Origin of the sequence: Neobacillus sp. 114 (assembly GCF_030127045.1) — a bacterium.
GTDB classification, from domain to species: domain Bacteria; phylum Bacillota; class Bacilli; order Bacillales; family Cytobacillaceae; genus Neobacillus; species Neobacillus rhizophilus.
Genome location: NZ_CP126144.1, coordinates 2,979,127 through 3,006,116 on the forward strand (window position 1 = coordinate 2,979,127; position 26,990 = coordinate 3,006,116).

The window sequence follows — 26,990 nt, forward strand, 5'->3', positions numbered from 1 at the left end:
GAAATGGAGATGACCAAAATGCTTAAATTAGCGAAATTCCTAAAACCATTTCAGTTCCCTGTTATGCTTGTTTTGGTATTAGTGCTTCTGCAATCCTTGTCTGAACTGTACCTGCCGACATTAATGGCTGATATTGTTGATAAGGGTGTAGTAACAGGCGATACGCATTATATTTGGAAAATTGGCGGGTTCATGCTCATCGTTGCGGCAGGCGGCATGATTTGCTCTGTCAGTGCCAGCTTTTTTTCCGCTAAAGCTGCATCAGGTTTCGGAAAACTATTGCGAACCAAAATCTTCTCTCATGTCGGGGATTTTTCCTTACAGGAATTTGATCAATTTGGAACAGCATCACTCATTACGAGAACAACAAACGATATTACGCAAATACAGCAGGTTCTAATCATGATGCTGAGAATGATGGTCATGGCTCCGATGATGTGCATCGGCGGCATCATCATGGCTTTATCCAAAGACGCCAAACTTTCTTTGGTACTCGCTGTGGCGATTCCCATATTAATCATCATTATCTTAATTGTACAAAGAAATGCCATTCCATTATTTAAAGCAATGCAGGTAAAACTTGATAACCTAAACCGTGTTTTACGGGAAAATTTAACTGGAATTCGTGTGATCCGTTCCTTTAACCGAATCGAGCATGAGAAAAAGCGGTTCGATGAAGCAAACTGGGATCTTACGCAAACCGCTATAAAGGTCAATAAACTGATGGCTGTTATGATGCCGACGATGATGATTATCCTAAACCTGACAACAGTAGCGATTATCTGGTTTGGAGGCATCCGCATCAGCAATGGGCACATGGAAGTGGGAGACATGATGGCCTTTATCCAATACGCGATGCAAATCATGTTCTCCTTCCTGATGTTATCAATGATGTTTGTGATGATTCCAAGAGCTTCTGTTTCAGCGGGAAGAATTATTGAGGTGCTAGATATAACTGCTGATATTAAAAATCCAACAACTCCCCGTCCCCCAGTAAGCAGCAATGGGGAGGTTGAATTTCAAAATGTCAGCTTTTCTTATCCAGGAGCTGAAATGCCTGCTATTTCGAATATTTCTTTTAAAATGAGGCAAGGTGAAATCACCGCGATTATCGGCGGAACCGGATCAGGTAAATCAACGCTTATCAATTTGATTCCTCGTTTTTTTGACGCTGGCAGCGGCAAAGTGTTGGTTGATGGAATCGATGTACGAGAAATGACTCAGGAATTACTTCGAAAAAAAATTGGCTTTGTCCCGCAGCAAGCCGTTCTTTTTACAGGAACTATTTCGGAAAATATATTATACGGCAAAGAAGAGGCATCGGATGAAGAAGTGCGACATGCCGCTGAAATTGCCCAAGCGGCAGAGTTTATTAACGAAATGCCTGAAGGCTACAACACGCTGATTGCCCAAGGAGGAACAAATGTTTCGGGCGGGCAGAAACAGCGTTTATCCATAGCACGTGCGCTTGTCCGAAGACCGGAAATCTATATTTTCGATGACAGCTTTTCCGCTTTAGATTTTAAAACAGATGCCAAGCTTCGGGCGGCATTAAAAGAAGAAACTCAGCAATCTACAGTATTAATTGTTGCCCAGCGAGTCAGCACCATCATCGATGCGGATCAGATTATCGTCCTTGATAATGGCGAGATAGCTGGAATTGGTAAACATAAAGAGCTGATGGAAACCAGCAAAGTTTATCGTGAAATTGTCATGTCTCAGCTTTCTGAGGAGGAAATTGCATGAGTAAAGATTCACAGAATCATAGACCTCAACAAGGACCGGGTCCTCGGGGGCCAGGCGGCGGATTTGGTCCTATGGGAATGGGTGCCCCAGTTCAAAAAGCAAAGGATTTTAAAGGAACACTGAAGCGGTTAATTACCTATTTAAAGCCATATAAAATGCAGCTTATAGCGGTTCTCATCACGGCCATCATCAGTACTATTTTTACCATAGTCAGTCCAAAAATCATGGGGAAAGCGACAACCAAGTTGTTTGAAGGCTTGATGATGAAGTTTCGTGGTGTGCCTGGAGCAAAGATTGATTTTGAATACATCGGGCATATCATTTTATTATTAATTGGGCTTTATATTTTAAGTGCTGTTTTTGCATACATTCAGCAATATATTATGGCAGGAGTGGCACAAAAAACAGTTTACCAGCTTCGTAAGGAAGTAGAAGAAAAGCTAAACCGTCTGCCATTAAAATATTTTGATGCACGCACCCATGGTGAAATCCTTAGCCGGGCAGTAAATGATGTCGACAACATCAGCACCACCCTGCAGCAAAGCTTAACCCAGCTGATTACCTCAGTGGTTACCCTAATTGGTGTTATTGTTATGATGCTTTCGATTAGTCCGCTAATGACATTGATCGTGGTGGTGACACTGCCACTTAGTTTTATTGCGACAGCAAATATTGCCAAACGTTCACAAGCCTATTTCAAGGGACAGCAAAAGGCGCTTGGCCAGCTAAACGGACATGTTGAAGAAATGTATACCGGCCATAAGGTTATTAAGGTTTTTGGACGTGAGGAAAAGTCTATTGAACAATTTGAAGAAATCAATGAAAGACTTTATCAAGCTGGCTGGAAGGCGCAATTTATGTCAGGGTTGATTATGCCATTCATGTCGTTTATCAATAACATTGGTTATGTACTTGTATCTGTGGCAGGCGGGATATTGGTCACAAAAAAAGCGATTGAAATTGGCGATATTCAGGCATTTATCCAATATGCCAGACAATTTTCCCAACCGATTACCCAGACCGCGATGATTGCCAATGTGATTCAGTCAACGGTGGCCAGCGCAGAGCGGGTGTTTGAAATCCTCGATGAAACAGAGGAGATTCCGGAAGCTGCTACAGCAAAAAAGCTAGCTGATCCAAAGGGCGAGGTAAAATTCGAGGATGTTTCTTTCGGATATAAAGAAAATGAATCATTAATCGAGGATATGAACATTGAAGTAAGACCAGGGCAAAAGGTTGCCATTGTTGGCCCGACCGGAGCGGGTAAAACAACACTAATTAATCTATTAATGCGTTTTTACGAAATCAATTCCGGTAAAATTTTGATTGATGGAATCGATACACGGGATATGAAGAGAGAACACCTGCGCGGTTTATTTGGAATGGTGCTGCAGGATACATGGCTCTTTAACAGTACAATTCGTGACAACATCGCGTATGGAAGGGATGGAGCAACAGAAGAAGAAATTGTTGCTGCTGCACAAGCTGCTAATGCAGACCACTTTATCCGCACGTTGCCTGACGGCTATGATACGATCTTAAATGAGGAAGCTTCGAATATTTCTCAGGGGCAAAAGCAGCTATTAACAATTGCTAGGGCAATTCTTGCAGATCCCGCGATGTTAATCCTTGACGAGGCTACAAGCAGCGTTGATACCCGGACCGAAGTCCAGATTCAAAAGGCGATGGATCATTTGATGAAGGGTCGCACAAGCTTTATCATAGCCCACCGGCTATCAACTATCCGCGACGCAGATATTATTCTAGTCATGAACAACGGCCGAGTTATTGAAAAGGGAAATCATCAGGAATTGTTGGAGAAAGACGGGTTCTATGCAGATTTATATAATAGTCAGTTTTCCGGTGGACGTATGAAAAATGCAGGATAAATTTACAAAAAAGCGCCAAGAACTGCTTTCCTAGTGAAGCAGCCCTTAGCGCTTTTTTTGTGCAATTAGATTGAAATAGCGACAATTTATTTATTGCCTGCAAAGGGATTGAAACTTTTGTAGCTTATTTCAATGGGAGGTAAACGCGGAAAAGATAAATATTCATAAATGGTTTATGGCGTAATTGACATATACTATTAACATTAAGGAGATGAAAAAATGGAAGAAGATTTTTATTTCTCAAAAAAACAATTTATTAAAGGTTTAAAGATGCCGAAAAGTATAGATGGCTTGATGATGAAAAGAGGGGATGTATCACTCGCTAAGATTAATGGTGAATGGAAAAAATACACAGAATCTGTACCAAGAGGAAGAAAACCATTATCGAATCATGATGATCTGGTTTTGATTGGCTATGGTAACGATGTTGAAATTGAACGTGAAAAGCTTTCACAGGAACAAATTGAAACTTTGATTATAGAAATGGAAAATAATCATTAATTCAAAATACTAAACAACGAACAATGGGCATCTAGCCCATTGTTTTTTTTACTAACAGATCAGGGGAAAAGTGTTGACAATGACTAAAAATAGATGATATAATTAAAAATTTTGTTATTTTGGAGTCGTATGGTATACTTAAGATGTACTAAATTTGGAGGTGGTTAGTTGTTTCAAGTTGGTGATTGCATCGTTTATCCAATGCAGGGAGCAGGAGTTATTGAAGCAATAGAAGTAAAGGAAATTCAAGGTGAAAAACAGCAGTATTATATAATAAATATGCGAATCAATAAAATGCAAGTCATGATCCCTATCGCAAAAGCAGACAAATCAAGAATTCGTTTAGCTACCGATTTGATTACACTTGAAAACGTATTGGACATTTTTTATCATGGTGTAACCGATACAACCCTTTCGATGAAAGAAAGATACAAAATTAATTTGGAAAAACTTAAATCAGGTAATATCCAAGAAGGTGCTGAAGTTGTACGGGACTTAATGAGAATAAACAAAAATAAATCGCTCAATTCAAGCGAAAAGCAGATGCTGGAGAGTGCGCGAAGGATTTTTATTAGTGAACTTGGTTTAATTAGAGGTATAACTGAAAATCAAGCAATAGATTTATTAAACAACAAGGTAGGATAAATGTTTTATTTCAAAGTTTAACTTTCACGCGCAAGTCTTTAAGAAACCCCTTTTGTTTAAAAGGGATTTTTTCTTATGTTTTGAACATTGTTCTCATATTAAAGTATATTCTAGAAATTTCTATAAAGGGAGGGAGAAAAAATGTACGAGGCAAAAGGTTTTCAAAGTACAGACTTTGCAGAACTTATTCTGCTTGTTAATGATTTTCTTGGCACATTAGAGGTGGGAAAGCTTATTGATGTTAAATACAATTCTGTTCCTCTTGCTGTAAGCGCACATACAGAATATGGGGTTTATCCAGATACAAAATACACCGCAATGATTATAATAAAGAAATAGTCATCTTAAAAAGTCTAAAAGTCTAACTATATGATAAATTTTTTGTCTTCTTGCAATTTTTTACAAAAAATGCGATAATTAAAAGGAATTATTTTTGTTCGGTGTAAAGGATTGGTCTAAGTTTGAACTTTTCGTCTTGATCATCACTGAGAGCAAGGATAGTATTACATTGTGTGTATTTACACACTAGGAGGCAACACAATGGAAAAAGGTAAAGTAAAATGGTTTAATGGCGAAAAAGGCTTCGGATTCATCGAACGTGAAGGTGGAGAAGACGTATTCGTACATTTCTCAGCGATTCAAGGCGAAGGCTTCAAAACATTAGATGAAGGTCAATCAGTAACTTTTGACGTTGAGCAAGGTAACCGCGGACCACAAGCATCAAACGTTCGTAAAGCTTAACAAAACCAAAAGAGGCTGTCCCAAAAGTGTAACTTTTAGGGGCAGCCTTTTTTTATTTAATTGCTCTATTAAATTTCCAAATAACTTGATAGCTGATTCCCGTTATAATCCCTTATTAAAAGGGGAGGGTAGGCAGAGGGGGAAGCAGGAATAGACCAGAGGGAATCATCAAGAACTGTTGGAACAAGATGGTTTTTGTGCAGCATTTTTTATACTATTTAATAATTAAAACAGGGCAATGCGCTAGCTGGGAAACTTTCTGGCTGACGCTTCCGAGCATTAACCCTTTAATATTCCCCAAACCTCTGCTTCCTATGACAATCAGCTGATAGTTTAATTCATCTGCTTTTTTAGCAATTTGAATCGCTGGTTCTCCCATTACATAATGGGTTTCAATCTCAATTCCTTCTTCTTCTGCAAGAGTAATCGCTTGTTGTAATAGATCACGGCCTTTTGTCTCTTGGTCAGTATAAATATTATCAATCGTTTTAATTGGCATCCCGTCGACAATTTGTAAATTTTTCTCCACATGGATAACCCCAATTTTAGAAAATCTTTCCTTAGCAAATTTTAAAGCGGTTTGTAATGCTTTTTCACTCATTTTAGAACCGTCTATGGCTACAAGAATCCGATTGAACATAGGATCATCCCCAATAAATATATTAATTTTTTAATGTATTTAAGTATACATTATTTTATTGAAGAATTTGCTTCTACTACAGAAATACCTGCTTTTTGTGATGCAGCTTTTTTTCCGAACAATAAATAGTGTAATGGTAAACAAATTACTGCAATTATTCCAAGTAAGAAATATAATCCGTCATACATGATAAAATTCGGCCACTTTAATTCGAACATCGGCTTTAAAGAAAAACAAAGGGGGAGGAGGGGAGGCATTTTTCAAATCGCTGATGGAAGTGATAAGCAAGATCTCAACAATTATACAATTATTGGATTTTTAGATGAAACTAGCTAGATATTTTTAGGGAAGAGGCACCAAATAAGCAAAAATATAAGTTCAAACTCAAAGTTAATTTTAATCGCAAATTTATTATTTATTAGGGAGTTAAAGTGATTTAGCTGCTAGTTATTAATTTCCGCTTCGAATCAGGAAAGAAATATGAGTATATGTAGGTGTATTCAGCGAATCTATTATAAATAAATTAATTACTGAAAAAATAATAGCTAAAAATTTTGTTTTGTCTCACTATCTTAAGTATACTCTACAATTGAGATACCTCAAGTATAATTTACTATAAATATATTATGTAAACTTATAAATTGAATTAAAAAAAGGGGGAGGCTGCTATTTAATACAGCCTTCGTATCATTTTAATCTATTTGTTCCTTCGGCATATCCATCTTATCAACAGCAATCTTTAAGTCATCATTCTTAATATGCGTATAAATCATCGTAGTTTGAATCGATGAATGACCTAATTGCCGGCGTAATTTTGGCACATCATTGATTTCACCATGATATCTGGTTGCAAATGAATGCCGTAATTTATGTACGGATAATGATGGTTTTCCAAATGCAGTTGCATATTTTTCAATTAATTTTTCAACTGATCGCGCTGTCAGCCTTCTTGTTTTGCCTTTTGGACCTATCGGAGCAGCCACAAATAATGCTTTCATATTTTTATCAACCTGGTATTTAGAAATCCTGTTTGCCAGGTATTCCTGTAAATCATCCATGGCCGTTTGGCTAAAATAAACAAATTGTTCTTTATTTCCTTTGCGAATCACTCGTGCACAATACTTACTGAAATCAATATCTTCAAGATCTAAACCAATTAGCTCAGAAAGACGTAATCCAGAACCTAAAATCAACGATACAATCGCGGTATCACGTTCTTTATTTAATTGATGAAAATTGAAGATTTTTTTGTTTTCTTTATTGATTTCACCGTATTCCTGGGCGACAAAGAGACGAAATCGCTCATATTCATCTCCAAGCAGAATTTTGCCTTCCATTTTATTTGCCTTCGTTTCCATACTTTCCTTAACTTCGTTAAACTCTATTTTCGCCATGACATTACGATTAATATAGGGTTCCAAATCCGGTGTTTCCGCGATGTTTTGCAGGTAATTAAAAAGGGATTTTAACGCAGATAATTTACGGTTAACGGTTAATTCTTTGTTATTTAATTCGTAATGAAGAAAATTTAAAAATCCTTCGACTTCAATGACTGTCATTTTTTCAAGACGTTCCAATGGGATCTCTTTGATGCTGCCGGACCATAATTGCTCAGTAATCATCCAGTTAAAGAAGATTTTATAGTCGTGACAATAGTTGAACAACGATGCAGTAGAAAGTTTTCGTAATTTATGATTTATGTATTCTTCAACATACCAAGGGAGTTCATTAAGCATTGCCTGGAGCTTTTTGAAATTTTCCTGTTTTGCTGGATTTACCATAATAACACCTCTACTATATTTTACCTCCTGAGGATTATTTCGTCAAATTTATATTTTACGTAATTATTTTATTTTGCGATGATTTTACTTTTTGCTAACTATCCGTCCGTATATTCACCAGCCTATGAAAATGTGAAATAAAATGCCATTCCCGAGTCATAACCCCTTCGATAGCTTTTTCAACAATCAAATTTAAAATAGATTCTCTTGAGGAAATGTCCGATGTGACGTTGGACGGATTATCATTCCATTAATCGCAACATCCTCTGGCTGTTCAATAGCAAAAGCAATGGCACGAGCTATTGATTCAGCATCAATCGCACCTTCATAAATCTTATCGATTCCTGGCTTCAAGCCCACCCTTCTGAATCATAGGCATTCTCTGCAGTTTTCCTCTTTAATGCGTAGTTTCCATTTAACTGCTCATACTTATATTAAAGGGTATTTCGGTTTACTTTTTCGCAAGGATTAGTGTTCGCACAAACAACATTTATCTTTACATTAGAAGCTTTCCATTATAAGCACCAAAAATCCTTTCGTTGGTAAGAGTTGGACTGAGTTTGCACTTCATGTTTATTTCTTGTAACTAAAAAAATATAATTGGGAGTCGATTTTATGAAAAACACTGTTTTGATTACCCTGGCCATCCTAGTGATAGGAATTGGCGGATTTTTTGTACTCAGCAATGTGCAAGACCAGAGGGAAAAGGCACAAGAAACGCCTGCAAAGAATGAAGGACAAGAAGGAAAAGGAACGGTATCCAAAGTGGACGGTGAATCCATCTATAAGAACACTTGTGCCGGCTGTCACGGAGATCAATATCAAGGCGGAGTTGGGCCATCTTTAAAAGGAGTAGGTTCCCGTTTATCGGATAAGGAAATCGAGGACATCATCCAACATGGCCGAGGCGGTATGCCATCTGGCTTAGTGTCCAAAGAGGATGCGTCAGGAATGGCTGCATGGCTGAAAACATTAAAATAATTCTCCCCTGTTTAAAAAAAAAGAGGGAACTTGAATAAAATTAAGTTCCCTTTAGACTATAATAAGCCAATACTTTAAAAACCCCTGCTCTCCTGCTTTATTTAGGGAATCAGGGGTTTGCTCTTAAAAAGCTACTATGAACATTAACTTAACATAAAGAAAAGAGAAAAATCTTGTTGCAGAATTGCGCTATTTAATCCTCTTGAACACGTAAGTATTTAAATATTAGGTTATATTTTGCTTTCCTTTAAACTGATCTATTTGCTTTAATAAACCAACGAACCCTCTAATTGTAAATAAAGTAAAATTAACACTTGCAAAAGTATGGAATGGTGACCATTTGTTCCATTTGAACAATCTAGTGTTCTTTTCCATAATCCATTGCCCAATACTCATAGGTACACTAAAAATTAAACTTTTAAGTAAAATCTTCGAAAATTTATCATTGTATGAAATCTTAACCCAAATAACACTCAAAATTGGGAAAAATAATATGTCATAAATAATATTTGTCTTAAAAATTTTTGGAAAAGGCCGAACTGGATACTCCACTCTTTTCGTTCCAACAACATAAGCATAATAAGAGTTGCAAGTACCCCTTTCGAGAAAAGAATTAGGAGATTTTCTCTCATTTTTGTTCCTTTAAATATAAATGGCAAAGAAAAAACACATAAAGCTGTGAGTAAATTTAAGAGCTTTTTTTCCATAAAAAACACGCTTCCAAAGTGTTAATAAATGACATTATTACAATTACCTAATTAAAGAAATATTATCCTAATTAAAAGCTCAATACATATAAAAAGCTAATCGACCGCTTCCCCCTATTCTGATAGTTGAGTATAAATCCTGGAATGGCCCCCACTTCCTCCGATATGATACAAGATCAGCATATATCAACTTGCTCCAGCAGTCATTTCATGATAGCCAACTAGTCTAAATGGTGTTAAAATAAATGAAATTCATCTAGAAGGAGCAACATGCATGCATCAAAAAATATCATTCTCAACATACGCAGTCATTGGTACAATGCTGTTTGGTATGTTCTTTGGGGCAGGAAATTTGATCTTCCCTATTCAGATGGGACAGGTAGCCGGTACTAACTTTTGGCCAGCTTTAATTGGTTTTCTTGTAACAGCAATTGGTTTGCCGTTTATGGGGATTTTAGCATTCGGGCTATCCGGAAGTAATGGACTTCGTGAATTAGCAGGACGGGTCCATCCGAAATTTGGAGTCGTCTTCTCAATGGCCCTTTACTTAACCATAGGTCCGTTTTTCGCGATTCCACGAACAGCAACAGTACCTTTCGTGGTCGGTTTCGAACCATTTATTAATCCAGAGCAGGCCAGTTTATCTCTTGGGCTTTTCAGCTTCGTATTTTTTGCTATCGTATACTATTTCTCATTAAATCCAGCAAAAATTATAGACTATATTGGAAAATATTTAACACCTGCATTTTTAGTATTTTTATTCTTTTTAATTATTATCGCGATCGTCAAACCTATGGGGCACTTTGGAACACCAACAGGTGAATACAGCCAATTGGCGTTTATAACTGGTTTTAAAGAGGGTTATAACACGATGGACGCCCTTGCTTCATTAGCATTTGGTATTGTTGTCATCAATGCTATTAAAGGACAAGGGATCACCGATAGGAAGACAATTGCAAAAGCAACATGGAAATCAGGTATTTTTGCTATGGCACTAATGATGCTGATTTACGGCCTCATTACGTATATGGGGGCATCAAGCGTATCTTCTATTGGTACATTCGATAATGGTGGATTAATCTTTGCTAAGGTCGCCCAGCATTACTTTGGACAATTCGGTGCGATCCTTCTTGCGATTATTATTGTACTGGCATGTTTAAAAACGAGCATTGGACTCATTACCTCTTGTAGTGAATTTTTCAATAATATTTTCCCAAAAGTAAGTTATAAAATGTTCGTACTTATCCTATGCCTTGTGTCATTTATCATCGCCAATTTTGGCCTAAACAATATTATTCAATATGCTGTTCCAGTATTAATGCTATTATATCCTTTAGCGATTGTTCTGATTTTGTTGACGCTTAGCTCATCATTTTTTAAACATAAGCAAAGTGTATATGCAGCGTCTATGTTCCTTACCTTTTGCGTAAGTTTTTTCGATGGTTACAGCACGTTAGTTGGCAGTTTACCTGGGGCAACCATTTCTTTATTCGAAGCCATTAAAGCTTCGTATATTAATTATTTACCGCTTTACAGTATTGGTCTTGGATGGATTTTACCAGCAGTAGTTGGTGCGATTATCGGCTATTTCTGGCCAAACGGGTCCAAAAAGGTTGCTATGCAATAATAAATTAGAGCCACCAATATCTTCTAGGTGGTTCTATTGTTCTTTTTGCAAACCAGTTTGTATATAAAATCAGAAATCAAATTGATTTGATAACTAATTAAAGGAACCAAGAATCCCTGGTTCCTTGTTTAATTTCCTTATTTAAATTTAAATGAGGCTATTTTATCATCATCATTTCTTAATTTCGGTATTACATTTTCATCTCCTGGCATTAGTCTCCAGCCTTTGTTTACGACTATCCGCAGCCAAGTTCCTGGTAACCAAGATGTCACGAGCGCCAACATTACAAGGATTGCGAAAAATTCCTGATTGATAATTCCTGCTGTATACGCAACAGAAGAAAGCACAATTCCAGGTCCGCCCCGGTCGTTAATGGCCAATCCTAAATTAAAGCTAGTAAATGGATCTTGTTTGATAATCCTTGATGTGATGTATACTGCTATTGTCTGAGTTAAGGTTGCAAATAATAAATAGCCAAAGAAGAATAGTGGGTTAAAATGTCTTATAAGGTCAAGTTGCAATCCGACTGTTGCAAAGTAGATGGGAATAAACCATGAAAAGGAAATATTTGAGACACCTTGTTCAAGACGTTCAGAAACAGCTTTTGGCAAGGCTAATTTTGCCACAATTCCGGCAAGGAGTGCACCGAATATCGTTTCCACGTGAAGGTTACCGGCAAGTGATGCAAGTATGAACATAATGAACAGGAAGTAGCCTAGGTTAGAAGATCTGAACAATAGATTCTGCCTAACTATGGTCAAACGTTTAAATAGAATATATCCAAAAAATAATGTTCCAAAGATAAAACCGAAGGACATACCAATGCTTTTAAAAGCTGTTCCGGCAGTATAAACACTTCCCTGGCTGGCAATAGCAGTAGCGAAGCCGAGTGCAACCCATAACAAGATATCATGTATCCCGGCACAGGCAATGACAATCTTAGCAAAACGAGTTTCCATAATGCCGAGGTCATTGAAAATCTTGGATATAACAGGAATGGATGTGATGGCGATGGATATCGCAATGACGATTTTGATTGCCAGTGGATTGTTTGCTGTTCCTAAATAAGGCGATATGTTAAATAAATCAGCTGCAAACCAACCAACAATAAACGCAGGGATTGTTGACCCAATAACTAAGGCTGATGTAATTTTAGCATCTTCCCTATTAAAATGTGTCTGAAATTTTAACCCTGAACAGAACATCAACATCAGCAGACCAAATTGATAAAGAAGGCCAAACAACTTATCCTCTCCGGGAAATCCCAGGAACATCCATTCAAAGGTGTCAGGAAAAAAATGACCTAAAATGGTCGGACCAAGGACTAATCCTGCCATAACTTCGCCAATTACACGTGGAATGAAAATCCGTTCCACTAGGTATCCTAGTAAATGTGCCATGGCAAGTAAGCAGCCCATAGCAAGCAGAAAATGACTTATCTCCGTTCCTGTTAAACTAAACACTGATAAAATCCTCCTCAATTACCCATTTGCTTTAAGGTATGAGGAGATAGTACTTTAAGGGACTAGGTATCTTACTTATTATTTTAAAATAGGGCTAGTTGACGATGGATATTTGTCCAATATATATACAATTTTTAAAGGGTGTTCATCTAAATCATTTTGGGAAAGCTTCGTCTTTAGAAACTCTAATTATGGCGCTAGGAAAATACTTTTTAAAAAACTTTTCGACCCTTACATGTAAATCTTTTTGATACCAATCTGATAATCCGTGCTCTTCAAATACAGCCGGCATTCCTAACCTCGCCGAACGCTTTCCCATCGAACCATCACCAATACTAAGTGTATCGATCCAAATATGATCCACGATGCCATCCAATACTTTTGGAAAATCTGGGGTAAATGGCAAAACGGGAGAAATCGAGGCTTGGGTGGATATTCCGGCATCGTGAACTTCTTTAACCGCTTTTAACCGCGATTTAATTCCAGGTGCATATGGTGCAAAAATTTGCTTTACGTCTTCCCTATCTGTTTCAATCGTCATGGAAACAAGGGAATTACACTTGTCTTTTAATTTTAACAATAAATCGATATCTCTTGTGATGAGTGGGCTCCGTGTTTGGATTTGAAGAAAATCAGGCGGGTTTTCCAGCATTTCTTCCAGTATCGCCCGTGTAATGCCTGCTTTTCGTTCCATTGGCTGGTACGGATCTGTTGCAGAAGACATAAAAATATTCACCGGTTTGTTATTCTTGCGAAGTTTTATCATTTCATTACGGTAATTCTCCGCTGCATTTGTTTTAATGTCTAACCATTCTCCCCATGGAATTCCTTTAAATCGTTGGATAGGCATTTCCCTAACATAACAGTACCTGCAAGAAAAGGCGCAGCCGCTATATGGATTCAATGAATGTGTAAATCCAACATCTAAATAACCTTTTGCTTCTGTAAGGATTTTCTTAACAAGTGTTTCATTAATGTTCATATTTATTTCCACATTTCACCTCTCTTCTACTAATTGTACCTATTATCCCTTTTCAACACATTCGACACAAACCTCGTTAGACCCCTTCATTACAAATAATTAAGATTCTACAAAAGTTGATAATCTATAGCCTCATCATCGTTCCTCAAATATTATAGATATAATCCTCGGGAATGACCCGTTTTAGGAACTGTTGGGTTCTTTCTTCTTTTGGTCTTGAGAAGATTTTCTCAGGGGCATCTTCTTCTACGATGACTCCGCCGTCCATAAAGATGACTTTGTTTGCTACATCTTTTGCAAAAGACATTTCGTGGGTCACGACTAGCATAGTGGTTCCTTCTTTTGCGATGGTCTTCATGACGGTTAATACTTCGCCGACTAATTCGGGATCGAGAGCAGAAGTGGGCTCATCAAATAAAATAATATCGGGATTTAATGCAATTGCCCTTGCTATTCCTACCCTCTGCTGCTGCCCTCCGGACAGCTGGCTGGGATAGGAATTTATTTTATCTGATAAACCGACTTTCTCCAATGCCTGCTGCCCAATCTTATAGGCTTCTGCTTTCGGAACCTTCCTTCCAATAATAAGGCCTTCTGTCACATTCTCTATTGCTGTTTTATTATTAAATAGATTATAATTCTGAAAAACAAATGCAGTCTTTTGCCTTATTTGGTGAATTTGCTTTCTGGTAGCCGATTTGAGGTTCACAACCATATCCCCGAAAATGGCTTGCCCCTCATCGGCCTGTTCAAGAAAGTTGATACACCGGAGTAAGGTTGTCTTCCCAGAGCCGCTTGGGCCAAGAATGACAACCACATCCCCCTTTTCAATCTTTAAATCTACTCCTTTTAGAATCTCATTCTTACCAAAGGATTTATGGATATTCTTTATCTCTAACATGACTTTCCCCCCAATCCTGATTTCAGGCATCCACTGCTTTATATTTCCGTACCCGTTTTTCATACAGCTTAAATAAGTATTCCACTAAACTGCATAAAAGAAGATAGACGAGAAAGATATCGATGTACGATTCAATATAATTGTAGCCGACATTAGCTGCCACTTGAGCCCTTAAGTTAATCTCCTTTAAAGACAATGCATAGCCTAATGAAGTAGCTTTGATGAGATTGACCGTTGCTGTACAAATATTGGGCAATGCAACGACCAATGTTTGTGGAATGATAATCCTCCTGAATGCCTGGACATTGTTCAACCCAACGGAATAGGCAGCCTCCAGCTGCCCCTTGCTTACTGTGCTGATAGCGGAGCGAAATACTTCTATTAATATAGCAGTCGTATTCAAGGAGAAAACAATGAATGCATACCAAATTGGATTGATATCGAAAATATTCGTTTTAACATGGTACTCTTCAAATATTGGCTTTAATAGTAATGGGACACTGGTAAAAATAATAAAAATTTGCACAATAACAGGTGTCCCTCTCACAAACGAAACATACACCCGCGCAAGCTGGCTGATGACAGGAATTCGATTGATCCGTGATAAGGCAAGCAAAAATCCCAAAGGCAGGGCAATCAGCAGCGAAACAATGGTAATGATCAATGCTGTAGGTACCCCGGATAATGCAATAAAAAAGGTTTTAACTAAAAATTGATAATCCAAGCCGACCGGCACTCTGTCACCCCCTTACGTTGTTTTGATTAGCTGCTTGCCCTTGCTGAATATTTTCTCCAGCTTGGAGAAGAGTTGTTCTATTAAAATGGATAAAACCCAGTATATAAGCGACAATCCAAGATAAATTTCTAATGAATGAGAATTATAGTTATTGGATATGATGAGACTTGCTTTACCCATAATATCCACCAGCCCTATGGTATAGGCTAACGACCCCTCTTTCATTAATTCAAGAAAGCTGTTGCCGAAATTGGGCAATGCTACTACAAACGCCTGCGGCAAAACAATTCTCCTAAATGCCTGTGCCGGGCTTAGCCCGACACTAACCGCAGCCTCAAATTGGCCCCTGTCAATTGCTTCATACGCTGTTCGCATCACCTCAGACATCAAAGCACCAAATTGAATTGAAAAGGTGATGACAACAAAGACAGCAGTTTGAAGAGTATTCAAGTCTGTACCAAAATTACTAGCTATGGCCGGAAGTCCATAATAAACTAAAAATAACAGAACAATTGATGGGGTACATCTTATGATGGTGGTATAACAATTGGCGATCTTTTTCGCTATTTTACTCGTTCCCAGCTTCATCAACGCTAAGATAAATCCTAAAATCGTTCCGAACAAAACCGAAAGACCTGCAACCATAAACGTTACTTTTAAAAATGGAATAAGCTGTGGTAGTGTATCCCAAATGTAGGTAACATCAAAATACTTTTCCATGTGTTGCCTCCATTTTAGTTGTTATCTTTTTACAGTATCCAATAGTTTAAATAAATCATTATTATAGAATTTCACCATAATATCGTTTGTCTTCTTTTCTTCTTTTAATTTCTTAATGGCTTTGTCATAGGCATCGGCAAATTCTTGTTCTTTTTTGTTGAATAAAGGCCAGGTTTTGACAACCGTAAACTCATTATAGACAACCTGATCGGCTAAATTATGATAAGGACCATCTTTAGCAAGAACTTGCTTTTCGTATGTTGCTCCTAAATAAATACCGCCGTCTACACGGCCTTCATTTACCCATTGCACAACATCCACTGAGAACGCATCTCCGGCCTCCAGTTTGACGTTATTATCAGGATTGGCTTGGTTATACTCATCCACGATGGTATATTGAGCATTGCTTGCCGCTATCGGCGCTAATGAAAGTTTCTTTTTTGCAAAATCGGATAAATCTTTGACATCTTTATTTTCTTTTTTCAACAAAAGGCCGACGCCGCTAAGTCCAAGGAATTCTTTAGGAAAAATATAGCTCTTCGTTCTTTCCTCTGTAAACCAGGCATTTTTTACCCCGACTTGATATTTTCCCTGCTGCACCCCTACCAATAAGTCCTCACTAGATGTTGGCACATATTCAAATTTGTATTCTGGAAGTGCCTTATCCACCAATTTCATTACTTCAAGTTCATATCCAGTCGGATTACCCTTTTCATCTACATATCCAATAGGTTTTCCTCCTTGATCAAACGCTACTTTAACGGTTCTAACTTCTTTCTTTGCATCTCCTGAATCTGACTTTGATCCTGTTGTTGTCGTGGAACTGCATCCTGCGATTAGGGTAAATAAAGCTGCTCCTGTTGCTGCCATTTTTAATAACTTATTAATTTTCATTGGTTTTTCCTCCCTTAGATTCATATTGTTGAATAGCTGTTTGAGCTAATTTTGAAATGGTTAAATCATCCATAGGCGGATTGTGAAGCCCTGCCCGGACATCCCGGTAATAACGCTGCAGGGGATTGGCCAGTTGTAAACTTTTAGCTCCCACTAATCGCATCGCCTTGTCGACGACTGTAATGGCTGAATTGGTCACGATATGTTTGGCTACTAGCGCTTCATTCGTAATGGTTTTATTACGTACATCATCCATGTAAGCTTCTGCTGCACCATAAAGGGCAAATCGTGCTTTGTATAATTCCAAGTCCATCTCTCCTAACAAGGACTGCACATTCGGAAGTCCAGCAATCGTACCCTTTATACTATTGGGCGAGTGGGTATTGGCAAAATGGAGCGCGTAGTCCCTGGCTGCCTGCGCGATTCCTAAATAGGCTGCAGGAATGAGCAGACCCCATCCATTCAATTTGAACCCCGTATTGTAGCTTGGAATTTCCACCAAGTCTGATTCATCCACCGCTACATTTTCTAATACTAGATCGTGGCTTCCGGTACCACGCATGGCGATTACATTCCAATTTTCCTCGATGGAGAGACCTTCTGCTTCTTTTGGAATAAGGAAAAAGCCAACGGTTTCTTTTTCTTCTATCCAGGCGGAGGTTAGGAAGTAATCCAGCTCCGGTGAGCAGGTTGTATAGCTCTTGCGGCCATTAATCACCCATTTTTCCTCTATTTGCTTGGCAGTGGTTCCTGGCCTCCCGCCGCGGATCGGACTGCCTGTCGCTATTTCACTCACGGCTCGGTTAATAATCGCACCGTTGTTGACTTCTTCTGCAAAAAATGCGAGTTTTTCAGAGTTCCAATAACGATTTTCGAATAATTCTCCCACTGTCATTAAGGTCCAGCCAATCGATAAAGCTGTACTGCCGTCAAAGCTTCCCAGTTTTTCTTGTAAAAGAATGGCATCATAAAGGGAAAAGTCGGAGCCGCCTAACTCTTCTGGCAACGTTACCTTGGTATAACCGATTTTTCGCAAGGCTTGAATATTCTCATGAGGGAAACGGCCTTCCAGATCAATGACTGCTGCCCGATCTTTAAAAACCGGTTCCAATGGTGACAGACGTTCAAGCCACTCACGTTGTTTACTATTTTTAATAAAAATTTCTTGCATCCTTTCCGGTCCTCCTAAACTTTAAAAATAAAAAAACTGCTCCCGTGGTATGGAAGCAGCTTTCAGTGGACTGATCAGCTAAGCTCAGATTAAATATATTTTTAAAATATTATGAATCTATCACTTATAATAAACTTCATTAATCCAATGTGTCAACTAGGAATTTAAACTTTTTTTCATGGTGTTATAAACAAAAAAAGACCTGGACAGGTCTTTTTTACTAACAGCAGGCACCCGTATTACCAATCAGAGAAATGCCTTTTCCATCTCCGCTTCGGTCAAGGGTTAGGCCTTCTATATTAGGTTCAAAAATAGGGTCAATTGCGACTGTGATTTCATTTATTGTGACGATTATATCGTCTGTATCCGGCTCATCCAGAGCCAGTCCAATTCTTGGCTCCCCTCAGCCAAAGCCTTCAAAAAAGATACGAATGTTGTTGGCATTCTCTTCTTTGAACACTTGTTTTAACAGATCACGAGCTTGGTCTGTGATGTTCATGTTCAATTCCTCCTGTTTAATAATCACCTTTTATTTTAACCTATCGTGGTGTTAGAAAGTAATGAAATGCTTAAAAAGTTTGCTAAAATAGCGTTTTTTTCAAAAGTTAATTTATTTGTCAAAATTACCCCACTCCGTATTTGAAAAAACAATATAAAATTAAATTGTAGTAAGAATGCAACTATTAAGGAGGACGAAAAAATGAAGAAAATAGCAACAAGTGCGTTTACCATCATCTTATTGCTAGGGTTGGGTACTGGCGTTTTAGCGACCAGTGACCAGATTGCTTGCAAGGTGGGAGATTTCAAAGAAATGCTGCCGATGATGCAGGATAAACACCCGCAGCTAAGTGAAAAGCAATTAAAAGAAATGCATAAAGATTGCGTAAATCAAATGAAGAAAGAATCAAGTACTAATTGTATGATTAACAATTAATATTAAAAAAGCACGTTCTAAGAGGAAGACTCCCGCTTAGAATGTGCTTTTTATTTCATTAACCCATTATTTAATTCATACTATTAATCAAATCTGTCATCATTTCTTTATCCATTGGGCCAACAATTCTTTCATGAATGATACCATTTGTATCGATGAAATAACTAGTTGGAATCGTAATGGCTTGATATACGTCACCTATTTCTCCGTTTTCATCAAGTAAGACAGGAAAGGTTAATCCGTAATCCTTCACAAACTGTTCAACGCTTTCAGGATTCTTCTCAGATGTGGTTAAGTTTACAGCAACAATTTCAACATCTTTCCCTTTTTGTTTCTGATAGAAATCTTTCATATGAGGCATTTCTGCTTTACATGGCGGACACCAAGTTGCCCATAGATTTAAAATTACCTTCTTCCCTTTAAAATCAGACAATCGAACATTTTGTCCCTCTATATTTTTCAATTGGAAATCTGGAGCTTTGTTTCCTTCTTTTATTCCAATTTCAACAGAACTTTTGAGCTTTGACTCCCCTTCTTTTACAGTTTTTTCAATAGAAGTAGCAAAATCATACATTGTCCATCCAATCAGCCCCGATAAAGCAGTTACTGCTAGGATTTTTTTGATAAGCGGATTAGGAATATTTATTTTCCGTCCTTTGAGAATGAAATAGATAATGGAACCGATCATGGCAAGAATCAGACCTTTGCTTCCTCCAGTAAAATACAACAAGGATAATGGACTATTCATCACAATAGATGGTTCGAGAACGATTAAACTTCCCTTCCAAATAAAAAACCCTAAAATTAATGTATTCACCAATAAATCAAATACTTTCTTATGTAACTCTCCTTCATATGTTTTTTTAACCCAAAATTTGATGAAAAAGAGAACAATCAGTATACCGACCCCAAGCAGCAGCCATTTTAGCGAAATAGAAAGTGAACCAATTTGTATTACGTGCATAGGCCCTCCTTTTTTAAGGCTTTTACCTATTATACTACAAGGGGTATATTAAAAGGGCCAAATTGGCCCTTTTAATCATAATATTTCCATCCAAGTCTTCACTGCAGTTGCCAGGATTAATATCCCCATGATTATCTGCAAAACCTTAGTATTCACCCTTTTTCCGGCATTTGCACCTATCGGAGAGGCAAGGAGACTGGCTACTACCATGATGATTGCAGGTACAATTGGTACTTGTCCCGTTGATATTTTTCCGGTGACTGCACCGATTGAAGAAATAAGTGTAATCGCTATAGATGAGGCAATCGTCATTCTCGTCGGTATTTTTAAGACGGTAAGCATAATCGGCACCAATAAAAATGCCCCTCCTGCACCGACAATACCTGCCCCAATTCCTACAATGAAAGCAAACATGGCAGCTAGCCATTTGTTAAATTTCACTTGATCGAGCGGAATATCATCTACGCCCTTCTTAGGTACAAACATCATAATCACGGCGATTAACGCTAAAATACCATATACGATGTTGATTCCGCTTTCCGGCATGTGAGTGGAGCTGAATCCCCCAATAAAACTTCCTAGTAAAATACTAATTCCCATATAAGCTATCAGAGTTTTATTCAAAAATCCACCCCTGCGGTAAACCATAACACCGCCTATTGTGGCAAAGAAAACCTGAATGGCTGCAATTCCGGAAACCTCGTGTGCTGAAAAATGGCCAACTCCAAGAAGTGCAGGGATATACAATAACATTGGGAAATTGATAATGGCGCCGCCTATTCCCAACATCCCTGATATAAAAGAGCCGACGAAGCCAATTAGGAAAAGCGTAATGAGTAAACTGATATCCATGATGTCCTCCTTTTTAGGAAAGTGACCTCTAATCGGAAGCCTTTATTGTTAATGCCAGGCACTCATACCGCCTCTAACATTAGTTACTTTATAGCCCAAATTTTTTAATTGGCTACTTGCTTTTTGGCTTCTCATGCCACTTTGACAGATCACAACCACTTCTTTATCTTTCGACAGTTCTTTCTCCGCTTTCTGTGCAAGTTGGTGGAGGGGAATATTTTTGAATCCTTTGATATGGTTTCCTTTAAACTCTCCTGGTGTTCGGACATCAACAAACTGTTTGTTTTTATCATTTAAGATTGAATTTAACTCCGCAGTTGAAATATTAGTAACACCTTTTATTGGCAGGAACCGTTTAATGATAAAGATTATAAATAAAGCTATGATGATGTAATTTAAATATTGCATGGAAATCTCCTAATATTTATACCTATACGGGTATTTGGATTTATAAAAAAATATGAAGATGTACTTTATCTCATTAAAACTAATTTAACAGCATTTCTCTATTGAGTTTTTCTTTAAAATAAATTTATTTGGTTTAACAATGGTATAGCTTACAACCTTAAAACCCTTTTTCCTTAAAAAACGTATCCCTATATTTTTTTTAAGGAAATTGGAAGCTACTAAGTGAATCTGCCTTTTGGGAATTTCATTAAAATGTCGTTCAGCTAATTTAAATACTGTTCTTTATGCAATTTGTTAAGCGGTCTTCTATGTCACCTGCAAATTGTTTCATCTTATCATCTTGTAAAAGATTTATAAGTGCTGTTGGTTTAGGCATGCCAATTTTTGTTTTTCCTTCGCTTTTATAAACAACAATTTTACACGGCAGAAAATATCCAGCCATTTCATTTTTAGTTAACACTCTTTGCGCCTCGTGTGGGTTGCACACCTCCAGCACCTTAAATTCTTTATCGAACTCAAGCCCTTTTTCCTGAAGCTTTTCCTTGATATCAAACTTCCACAAAACACCAAATTTTTCGGCCTTTAGGTTTTCCTCCAAAGATTGAATGGCCTCTTCGATATTTTTATTTGTAACAACCGTAAAATCAAACATTCGTTTCTTCCTCCTTCTGTTTTTCTATATCCGATTTTAATCCACCACGTAGAGTATTCCATATTCTACATTTAACAATTACTAAGAATCGAAAGAAAGAGCATGACCTTAAAATGTCACACTCTTTAGAAAAAGAATCACATAAACGCTTTATAAATTAGGTAAATAACTCCTGCCAGGAGCCAGACTAATGTGCCTGGTCATATTGGTATCGGTTGTTTAACCGGGTTTCCATCTCCAGAAACATTAGTTTTGCTAATTCCTCAAGATCCAGTCGTGTTGCAATCGTTTAATTGTTTTTTTTCCTCAGTCATTGTTAAGTCCCCTCATTATCGAACCGCACAACGGTTAGGACCGATTTCCATTTCCTGCTGTTGGTCGATATCCGGATTGATTTTTCCCATATTGGTTTCACGGATTTCCTGATACGCATTTGGCTGCGGCGGCAGGTTTTCCGTTACCATTTTTCTGAATACATTTTCGTCCTCAATATTAAGACCATGGTTTTTGGCGAACAATTCCCCTAATTTCTCTGATACACTGCCATCTTCGTTTAGCTCTTCAATAATCATAAAATGGGCTGGAAGAACAACCAAATCTTCTGATAGCTCTTTATATCGTTTATACAGAGTTTCTCTTAAATCGCCAACCCAATCTTCTGCCTTTCCGGCAAGGTCCGGTCTGCCGATTGAATCTATGAATAAGATGTCACCCGAGAGTAGGAATTTGCCATCCACAACAAAGGAAGTGGAACCGATTGTATGCCCTGGAGAATATAGGGCGTTAATATCAATCGTAGTATTTCCAATTGTCACATGATTACCATCTTCAAGTGCCTGATATTCGAACGTAACTTCAGTTGCATCCTTTGGGGGCAGCCAGTACGTAGCACCTGTTTTTTCGGCAATTTTGCGGCCGCCGGAAATATGGTCAGCATGAAGGTGTGTATCAAATACATGAGTAATTTTTGCCCCAATTTCTTTGGAGAAATCAAGATAAATATCCGTCATCCTTGTTGCATCAATCAGCGCTGCCTCGCCGCCTGAAACTACCATGTAAGACAAACAGCCTTTACCGATTCGAACAAATTGATATAGTTCCCCTCCATCAGTTAAGTCTCCAACTTTAACAGGCTCTAGATGTTCACTCCAAGTTTTCATGCCACCTTGTAGGTAAGAAACATCGTGGCCAGCATCAGATAGCATTTCCGCTACCATAACGGAAGACCCTTCTTTCGCACAAACGACTAATACTTCTTGATCAGTCGGGATACTGTCTAGAATTTCTTCTACACCATCAAGTAGTTCGAAATATGGAATATTTAAGTACTGGAAGTTGTCACCTTCAATTTTCCAATCTTGAAAGTCAGACTCATTACGGACATCGAAAATAAACAGTTTTTCTTTGTTAAAAACCTTTTTCGTTACTTCCTTTGCTGTCATCAAAGTTACTGTCATCCTCTGTTACCCCCTAAGGTATATTTTTACCTAAAAAAATTATTTATTTAATCCGATGGTATTTCCTGTCCATTTACTCATACCGGGTATGACGTTCATTACCTTTTTAAACCCTTGTTCCGCTAATTTTTGAGCAGCAAAATCACTGCGGCTGCCAGTCCGGCAAATCACGTAAATTTCATCTTCACTATTTAACTCAGATAAACGCTCATCTAATTCATCTAAAGGAATCGAAATAGCCTGTGGAATATGGTTAAACGCGTATTCTGCCGATTCTCTTACATCAAGTAAAATAATGTTGTCATTGGCAGAACCAAGTATCTTTTCAAGATCTTCGTTATTTATGACATTTGGATGTTTTTTTTCAATTGTTTCATCCTTTGAAGATTTTCTCAGGTAATGCTTAAACACTCCACCTTCTTCAATAGTCCCCAAATATTGGTGGCCAGTGCTTTCAGCCCAAGCTTTCATATCCGCTTTTGAGCCTTTATCGGTTACTAAAACTTCGATAACTTGCCCTGCTTCAAGGTTATTCATTGCTTTTTTCGTTTTCACGATGGGCATTGGACATGCCAAGCCCTTAGCATCTAATACGACATTTGCCTTCATGTGTGTCCTCCCGTTTTACCTGCAAGGGTATTTTTGAAAAAATTATTCTATTTTACCTTCCCAAGCAAGCATACCGCCTGCCATGTTAATGACGTTAAAACCGTAGCTTTTAAGAAATTGACAGGCACGTCCGCTTCTTCCGCCGGAACGGCATACCATGATATACTCTTTTGTTTTGTCTAACTCATGCATACGAAACTCAACCAGCCCTAATGGCATGTTGATAGCACCAGGAATTTTACCTGTTTTCACTTCATCAACTTCGCGAACATCAATAATGTTTAATTTTTTTCCTTCGTTTAATAAGTTTTCCACTTCTTTTGCATTCATTTCTCTCATTGTGCATCCTCCTATATAAACAGATTTACATTACCATCTTCTGCATCTGCCAAATACGCAGCCACTCCTGCATATTCGATGTGATCCATAAGTTCTTCTTCCTTAAGACCCAATAAATCCATTGTCATCGTACAGGCAACTAGTTTTACATCCTGTTCTTGTGCCATTTCAATTAATTGCGGCAGTTCCAGGGCGTTATGTTTCTTAATAACATCTTTGATCATTTTCTGACCGAAGCCGGCGAAGTTCATTTTAGAAAGACCCATTTTGTCAGCGCCTCTCGGCATCATCTTTCCAAACATTTTCTCCATAAAGCCTTTTTTCACTGGAATGTTTTCATCCTTGCGGAGAGCGTTCAGCCCCCAAAATGTGTGGAAAATGGTGACTTCATGATCATATGCAGCAGCACCATTTGCGATTATATAGGCTGCCATTGCTTTATCGTAATCGCCGCTGAACAAGACAATCGTTGTTTTTTTCTTTTCTGTCATTGTAAACCTCCTATTTTTTTACCCGCTAGGGTATCTTAATGGATAAAAAAATTTATCCTTTTTTAATCCAAAACTTTAACACGCCATTTTCTTCTTCAAAATTTAAAACTTCGTGTCCACCAGACTTAGCCCATGCTGTTAAGTCATTTTTTGCACCTTTATCTGTTGTAAGGATTTCCAACACTTGACCTGATTCCAACTCATTCATTGCTTTTTTTGTTTTTACAATCGGCATTGGACATGCAAGTCCTTTTGCGTCTAAAACCTTTGTAATATTCATAAAAGAATTCCTCCCTGTTGTCTATTTAATTACCCGTATGGGTATTGTAACTTTGAAAAATAAAAGAGGGTATTAACCCTTTTCAAATTCATAATTGCTTTCGAACAATATTGATTCTATACCCTAATAGGTATATTGTCAACGTATAAAATTTTATGACTTTATCAGCTTGTCATTTGTGGTGGTTTCTACTTCTTTTTTATATTCGTTCCGTACACAGCTGAATAGGTTTTCCATCCACCATCAACATTTTTCACTTTGAATCCATGGTTTTTCAATATCCGGCTTGCTAAATATCCCCTTAAGCCTACCTGACAGCTGACATAAATCGTTTGCTCCCTAGGAAGCTCTCCTAGCAGTTCCCTTAGGTCATTTAAACGAATATTGATCGAGCCTTCAATATAACCAAATTCACGTTCCATCGGTTCACGGACATCGATTAAAAGTCCTCCCTCTGAGACAATTTTGTTTACCTCATGCCATTGAATATGTTCCAATTCCCCATCCATAATATTCGTTGCCACATAACCCGCCATATTGACTGGATCTTTGGCTGAAGAGTATGGCGGTGCATAAGATAATTCCAGGTTCGTTAAATCTTCAACCGTTAAGCCGCCTTTAATTGCTGTAGCAATCACATCAATACGTTTATCAACACCGTCTGCACCTACCGCCTGTGCACCGTAGATTTTCCCAGTATCCTTATCAAAGATTAGTTTTAAGGCAATCGGGGCAGCACCAGGGTAGTACCCGGCTTGTGAACTAGGGTGGATGTGAACGCCTTCATACGGTACACCCAATCGTTTTAATGTTTTCTCGCTGTTGCCAGTTGCGGCAACTGTTAAATCGAATACCTTAGCGATAGATGTTCCAAGAGTCCCTTGATATTTTTCCGTTTTTCCCATGATGTTATTAGCGGCAATCCGCCCCTGGCGGTTAGCTGGTCCCGCAAGTGGAATCATCGTCTTGGTTCCATTAATATAGTCGACAACTTCTATGGCATCGCCGACAGCATAAATATCCTCATTGGAAGTTTGCAGGAATTCATTGACAATGATACCGCCTCTTTCTCCTAGCGCGAGTCCAGCGGCCTTGGCAAGTTCATTTTCCGGCCTAACACCGATCGACAAAATGGTCAAGTCGGTTTCGATTTTGTTACCATCAGAAAGAATGACGTTGCTCCCGTGGTTGGCAAAGGCTTGAACTCCATTTTCTAAAATTAGCTTTACCCCTTTGTCCCTTAAATGAGTGTGCAAAATAGAAGCCATTTCAAAATCGATAGGTGCCATAATTTGATTCGCCATTTCAATGATGGTGACTTCCAATCCTCTATCTACTAAATTCTCGGTCATCTCAATCCCAATAAATCCGCCGCCAATGATAACAGCTTTTTTAGGGTTTTGTGAGTCTATGTAGCTCTTGATTTTATCCGTATCCGGAATGTTTCGTAAGGTAAATAAGCTTTGATGATCGTTTATTCCTGGGATGGGAGGTACAATTGGCCTTGCTCCAGGTGATAAAAGCAATTTATCGTACGATTCTTCATAAACTACATCAGTTTGCAAATTTTTAATTGTAACGGTTTTGTCAGTAGGGTTTATTTTAATGACTTCACTTAGATTGCGGATATCAAGATTAAACCGTTCTGACATGCCTCTTACCGTTTGTACTAATAATTTGCTTCGGTCTTTAATCGTTTCACCGATGTAATATGGCAGTCCGCAATTGGCAAATGAAATATGCTCCCCACGTTCTACAAGAATGATTTCCACATCTTCACTTATTCTTCTAAGTCTTGCTGCAGCAGTAGCACCGCCTGCAACTCCGCCAACGATCATTACTTTCTTCGTCATATTAATTACCTCCACAACATATTTCA

Annotated in this window: 30 protein-coding genes; 9 read left to right on the forward strand and 21 right to left on the reverse strand. The window is 38.1% G+C overall.

Translation table 11 applies throughout. The annotated features are described in order from the left end of the window. Positions 1-18 precede the first annotated feature (18 nt). The 6 genes from QNN06_RS14605 to QNN06_RS14630 all read left to right on the forward strand — a co-directional run bounded on the left by QNN06_RS14605 (position 19) and on the right by QNN06_RS14630 (position 5,522). Positions 19-1,746: an ABC transporter ATP-binding protein gene (locus tag QNN06_RS14605; RefSeq protein ID WP_284037777.1), complete on the forward strand. Its 1,728-nt coding sequence runs from the start codon at positions 19-21 to the stop codon at positions 1,744-1,746. Continuing rightward, positions 1,743-3,635 carry an ABC transporter ATP-binding protein gene (locus QNN06_RS14610; RefSeq protein WP_284037778.1) on the forward strand — a complete coding sequence of 631 codons (1,893 nt, stop codon included), beginning with the start codon at positions 1,743-1,745 and terminating at the stop codon, positions 3,633-3,635. Before QNN06_RS14605 ends, QNN06_RS14610 begins: the two co-directional genes overlap by 4 nt. Positions 3,636-3,854: 219 nt before the next feature. Beyond that, positions 3,855-4,136, forward strand: coding sequence for a hypothetical protein (locus QNN06_RS14615; RefSeq protein ID WP_213115668.1), 282 nt, complete (start codon positions 3,855-3,857; stop codon positions 4,134-4,136). A 168-nt stretch (positions 4,137-4,304) separates the two neighbouring features. Beyond that, entirely contained in the window at positions 4,305-4,781 is a 477-nt protein-coding gene (locus QNN06_RS14620; protein WP_213115667.1) for a CarD family transcriptional regulator, read from the forward strand. A gap of 141 nt (positions 4,782-4,922) precedes the next feature. Continuing rightward, entirely contained in the window at positions 4,923-5,120 is a 198-nt protein-coding gene (locus tag QNN06_RS14625) for a sporulation protein Cse60 (protein ID WP_213115666.1), read from the forward strand. Positions 5,121-5,321: 201 nt separating this feature from the next. After that, positions 5,322-5,522: a cold-shock protein gene (locus QNN06_RS14630; protein ID WP_213115665.1), complete on the forward strand. Its 201-nt coding sequence runs from the start codon at positions 5,322-5,324 to the stop codon at positions 5,520-5,522. Between the two features lie 214 nt (positions 5,523-5,736). Here the strand turns inward: QNN06_RS14630 and QNN06_RS14635 are convergent, their stop codons facing one another. The 3 genes from QNN06_RS14635 to QNN06_RS14645 form a co-directional block, all read right to left on the reverse strand. Beyond that, positions 5,737-6,162, reverse strand: a complete 426-nt coding sequence (locus QNN06_RS14635) for a universal stress protein (protein ID WP_213115664.1) — start codon at positions 6,160-6,162, stop codon at positions 5,737-5,739. Between the two features lie 692 nt (positions 6,163-6,854). Beyond that, positions 6,855-7,943 carry a tyrosine recombinase XerS gene (xerS, locus tag QNN06_RS14640; protein WP_213115663.1) on the reverse strand — a complete coding sequence of 363 codons (1,089 nt, stop codon included), beginning with the start codon at positions 7,941-7,943 and terminating at the stop codon, positions 6,855-6,857. 192 nt (positions 7,944-8,135) lie between these two features. Beyond that, positions 8,136-8,297: a hypothetical protein gene (locus QNN06_RS14645; protein WP_284038014.1), complete on the reverse strand. Its 162-nt coding sequence runs from the start codon at positions 8,295-8,297 to the stop codon at positions 8,136-8,138. Positions 8,298-8,558: 261 nt separating this feature from the next. Between QNN06_RS14645 and QNN06_RS14650 the strand changes: the two genes are divergently transcribed. Then, positions 8,559-8,924, forward strand: a complete 366-nt coding sequence (locus QNN06_RS14650) for a c-type cytochrome (protein WP_213115662.1) — start codon at positions 8,559-8,561, stop codon at positions 8,922-8,924. Positions 8,925-9,149: 225 nt separating this feature from the next. On the opposite strand, the gene QNN06_RS14655 is transcribed toward QNN06_RS14650, so the two are convergent. Continuing rightward, the gene (locus QNN06_RS14655; protein ID WP_284037779.1) at positions 9,150-9,476 is read right to left on the reverse strand and encodes a CBO0543 family protein; all 327 of its coding nucleotides are present in this window, start codon (positions 9,474-9,476) and stop codon (positions 9,150-9,152) included. A 429-nt stretch (positions 9,477-9,905) separates the two neighbouring features. Here QNN06_RS14655 and brnQ point away from each other — a divergent pair, with 429 nt between their 5' ends. Beyond that, positions 9,906-11,258 (forward strand): branched-chain amino acid transport system II carrier protein, encoded by a 1,353-nt coding sequence (brnQ, locus tag QNN06_RS14660; RefSeq protein ID WP_284037780.1) that lies wholly within the window; start codon positions 9,906-9,908, stop codon positions 11,256-11,258. A gap of 137 nt (positions 11,259-11,395) precedes the next feature. Here brnQ and QNN06_RS14665 read toward each other — a convergent pair whose 3' ends face one another. From QNN06_RS14665 to QNN06_RS14695, 7 genes are all read right to left on the reverse strand, one after another. Beyond that, positions 11,396-12,721 carry a cation:proton antiporter gene (locus QNN06_RS14665; RefSeq protein WP_213115660.1) on the reverse strand — a complete coding sequence of 442 codons (1,326 nt, stop codon included), beginning with the start codon at positions 12,719-12,721 and terminating at the stop codon, positions 11,396-11,398. A gap of 154 nt (positions 12,722-12,875) precedes the next feature. Next, a complete protein-coding gene (locus QNN06_RS14670) occupies positions 12,876-13,703 on the reverse strand; it encodes an SPL family radical SAM protein (protein ID WP_284037781.1) in 828 nt (275 codons plus the stop codon). A gap of 145 nt (positions 13,704-13,848) precedes the next feature. Then, positions 13,849-14,604 carry an amino acid ABC transporter ATP-binding protein gene (locus QNN06_RS14675; protein ID WP_284037782.1) on the reverse strand — a complete coding sequence of 252 codons (756 nt, stop codon included), beginning with the start codon at positions 14,602-14,604 and terminating at the stop codon, positions 13,849-13,851. 22 nt (positions 14,605-14,626) lie between these two features. Next, positions 14,627-15,340, reverse strand: coding sequence for an amino acid ABC transporter permease (locus QNN06_RS14680; RefSeq protein ID WP_284037783.1), 714 nt, complete (start codon positions 15,338-15,340; stop codon positions 14,627-14,629). A 12-nt stretch (positions 15,341-15,352) separates the two neighbouring features. Then, positions 15,353-16,060, reverse strand: coding sequence for an amino acid ABC transporter permease (locus tag QNN06_RS14685; protein ID WP_213115657.1), 708 nt, complete (start codon positions 16,058-16,060; stop codon positions 15,353-15,355). Between the two features lie 21 nt (positions 16,061-16,081). After that, complete coding sequence (locus tag QNN06_RS14690; RefSeq protein ID WP_284037784.1) at positions 16,082-16,954, reverse strand: transporter substrate-binding domain-containing protein; 873 nt, start codon at positions 16,952-16,954, stop codon at positions 16,082-16,084. Beyond that, entirely contained in the window at positions 16,944-18,125 is a 1,182-nt protein-coding gene (locus QNN06_RS14695) for an acyl-CoA dehydrogenase family protein (protein ID WP_284037785.1), read from the reverse strand. Before QNN06_RS14695 ends, QNN06_RS14690 begins: the two co-directional genes overlap by 11 nt. Before the next feature lie 700 nt (positions 18,126-18,825). Between QNN06_RS14695 and QNN06_RS14700 the strand changes: the two genes are divergently transcribed. After that, entirely contained in the window at positions 18,826-19,059 is a 234-nt protein-coding gene (locus QNN06_RS14700; protein WP_284037786.1) for a hypothetical protein, read from the forward strand. 70 nt (positions 19,060-19,129) lie between these two features. On the opposite strand, the gene QNN06_RS14705 is transcribed toward QNN06_RS14700, so the two are convergent. From QNN06_RS14705 to QNN06_RS14750, 10 genes are all read right to left on the reverse strand, one after another. Continuing rightward, complete coding sequence (locus QNN06_RS14705; RefSeq protein WP_213115653.1) at positions 19,130-20,023, reverse strand: redoxin domain-containing protein; 894 nt, start codon at positions 20,021-20,023, stop codon at positions 19,130-19,132. Between the two features lie 75 nt (positions 20,024-20,098). Next, positions 20,099-20,875, reverse strand: coding sequence for a sulfite exporter TauE/SafE family protein (locus QNN06_RS14710; protein ID WP_217034582.1), 777 nt, complete (start codon positions 20,873-20,875; stop codon positions 20,099-20,101). A 48-nt stretch (positions 20,876-20,923) separates the two neighbouring features. After that, complete coding sequence (locus QNN06_RS14715) at positions 20,924-21,283, reverse strand: rhodanese-like domain-containing protein (protein WP_217034584.1); 360 nt, start codon at positions 21,281-21,283, stop codon at positions 20,924-20,926. A gap of 268 nt (positions 21,284-21,551) precedes the next feature. Then, positions 21,552-21,935 carry a DUF302 domain-containing protein gene (locus QNN06_RS14720; protein WP_213115650.1) on the reverse strand — a complete coding sequence of 128 codons (384 nt, stop codon included), beginning with the start codon at positions 21,933-21,935 and terminating at the stop codon, positions 21,552-21,554. A gap of 329 nt (positions 21,936-22,264) precedes the next feature. Continuing rightward, positions 22,265-23,392: an MBL fold metallo-hydrolase gene (locus QNN06_RS14725; RefSeq protein ID WP_217034586.1), complete on the reverse strand. Its 1,128-nt coding sequence runs from the start codon at positions 23,390-23,392 to the stop codon at positions 22,265-22,267. A gap of 39 nt (positions 23,393-23,431) precedes the next feature. Next, positions 23,432-24,001, reverse strand: coding sequence for a sulfurtransferase TusA family protein (locus QNN06_RS14730; protein ID WP_284037787.1), 570 nt, complete (start codon positions 23,999-24,001; stop codon positions 23,432-23,434). Between the two features lie 42 nt (positions 24,002-24,043). Continuing rightward, complete coding sequence (locus QNN06_RS14735; RefSeq protein ID WP_213115647.1) at positions 24,044-24,340, reverse strand: rhodanese-like domain-containing protein; 297 nt, start codon at positions 24,338-24,340, stop codon at positions 24,044-24,046. Positions 24,341-24,351: 11 nt separating this feature from the next. Next, a complete protein-coding gene (locus QNN06_RS14740) occupies positions 24,352-24,831 on the reverse strand; it encodes a DsrE/DsrF/DrsH-like family protein (RefSeq protein WP_213115646.1) in 480 nt (159 codons plus the stop codon). A 52-nt stretch (positions 24,832-24,883) separates the two neighbouring features. Next, positions 24,884-25,111, reverse strand: a complete 228-nt coding sequence (locus tag QNN06_RS14745; RefSeq protein ID WP_213115645.1) for a sulfurtransferase TusA family protein — start codon at positions 25,109-25,111, stop codon at positions 24,884-24,886. A 188-nt stretch (positions 25,112-25,299) separates the two neighbouring features. Continuing rightward, positions 25,300-26,964 carry a CoA-disulfide reductase gene (locus QNN06_RS14750; RefSeq protein ID WP_217034588.1) on the reverse strand — a complete coding sequence of 555 codons (1,665 nt, stop codon included), beginning with the start codon at positions 26,962-26,964 and terminating at the stop codon, positions 25,300-25,302. Positions 26,965-26,990 lie beyond the last annotated feature (26 nt).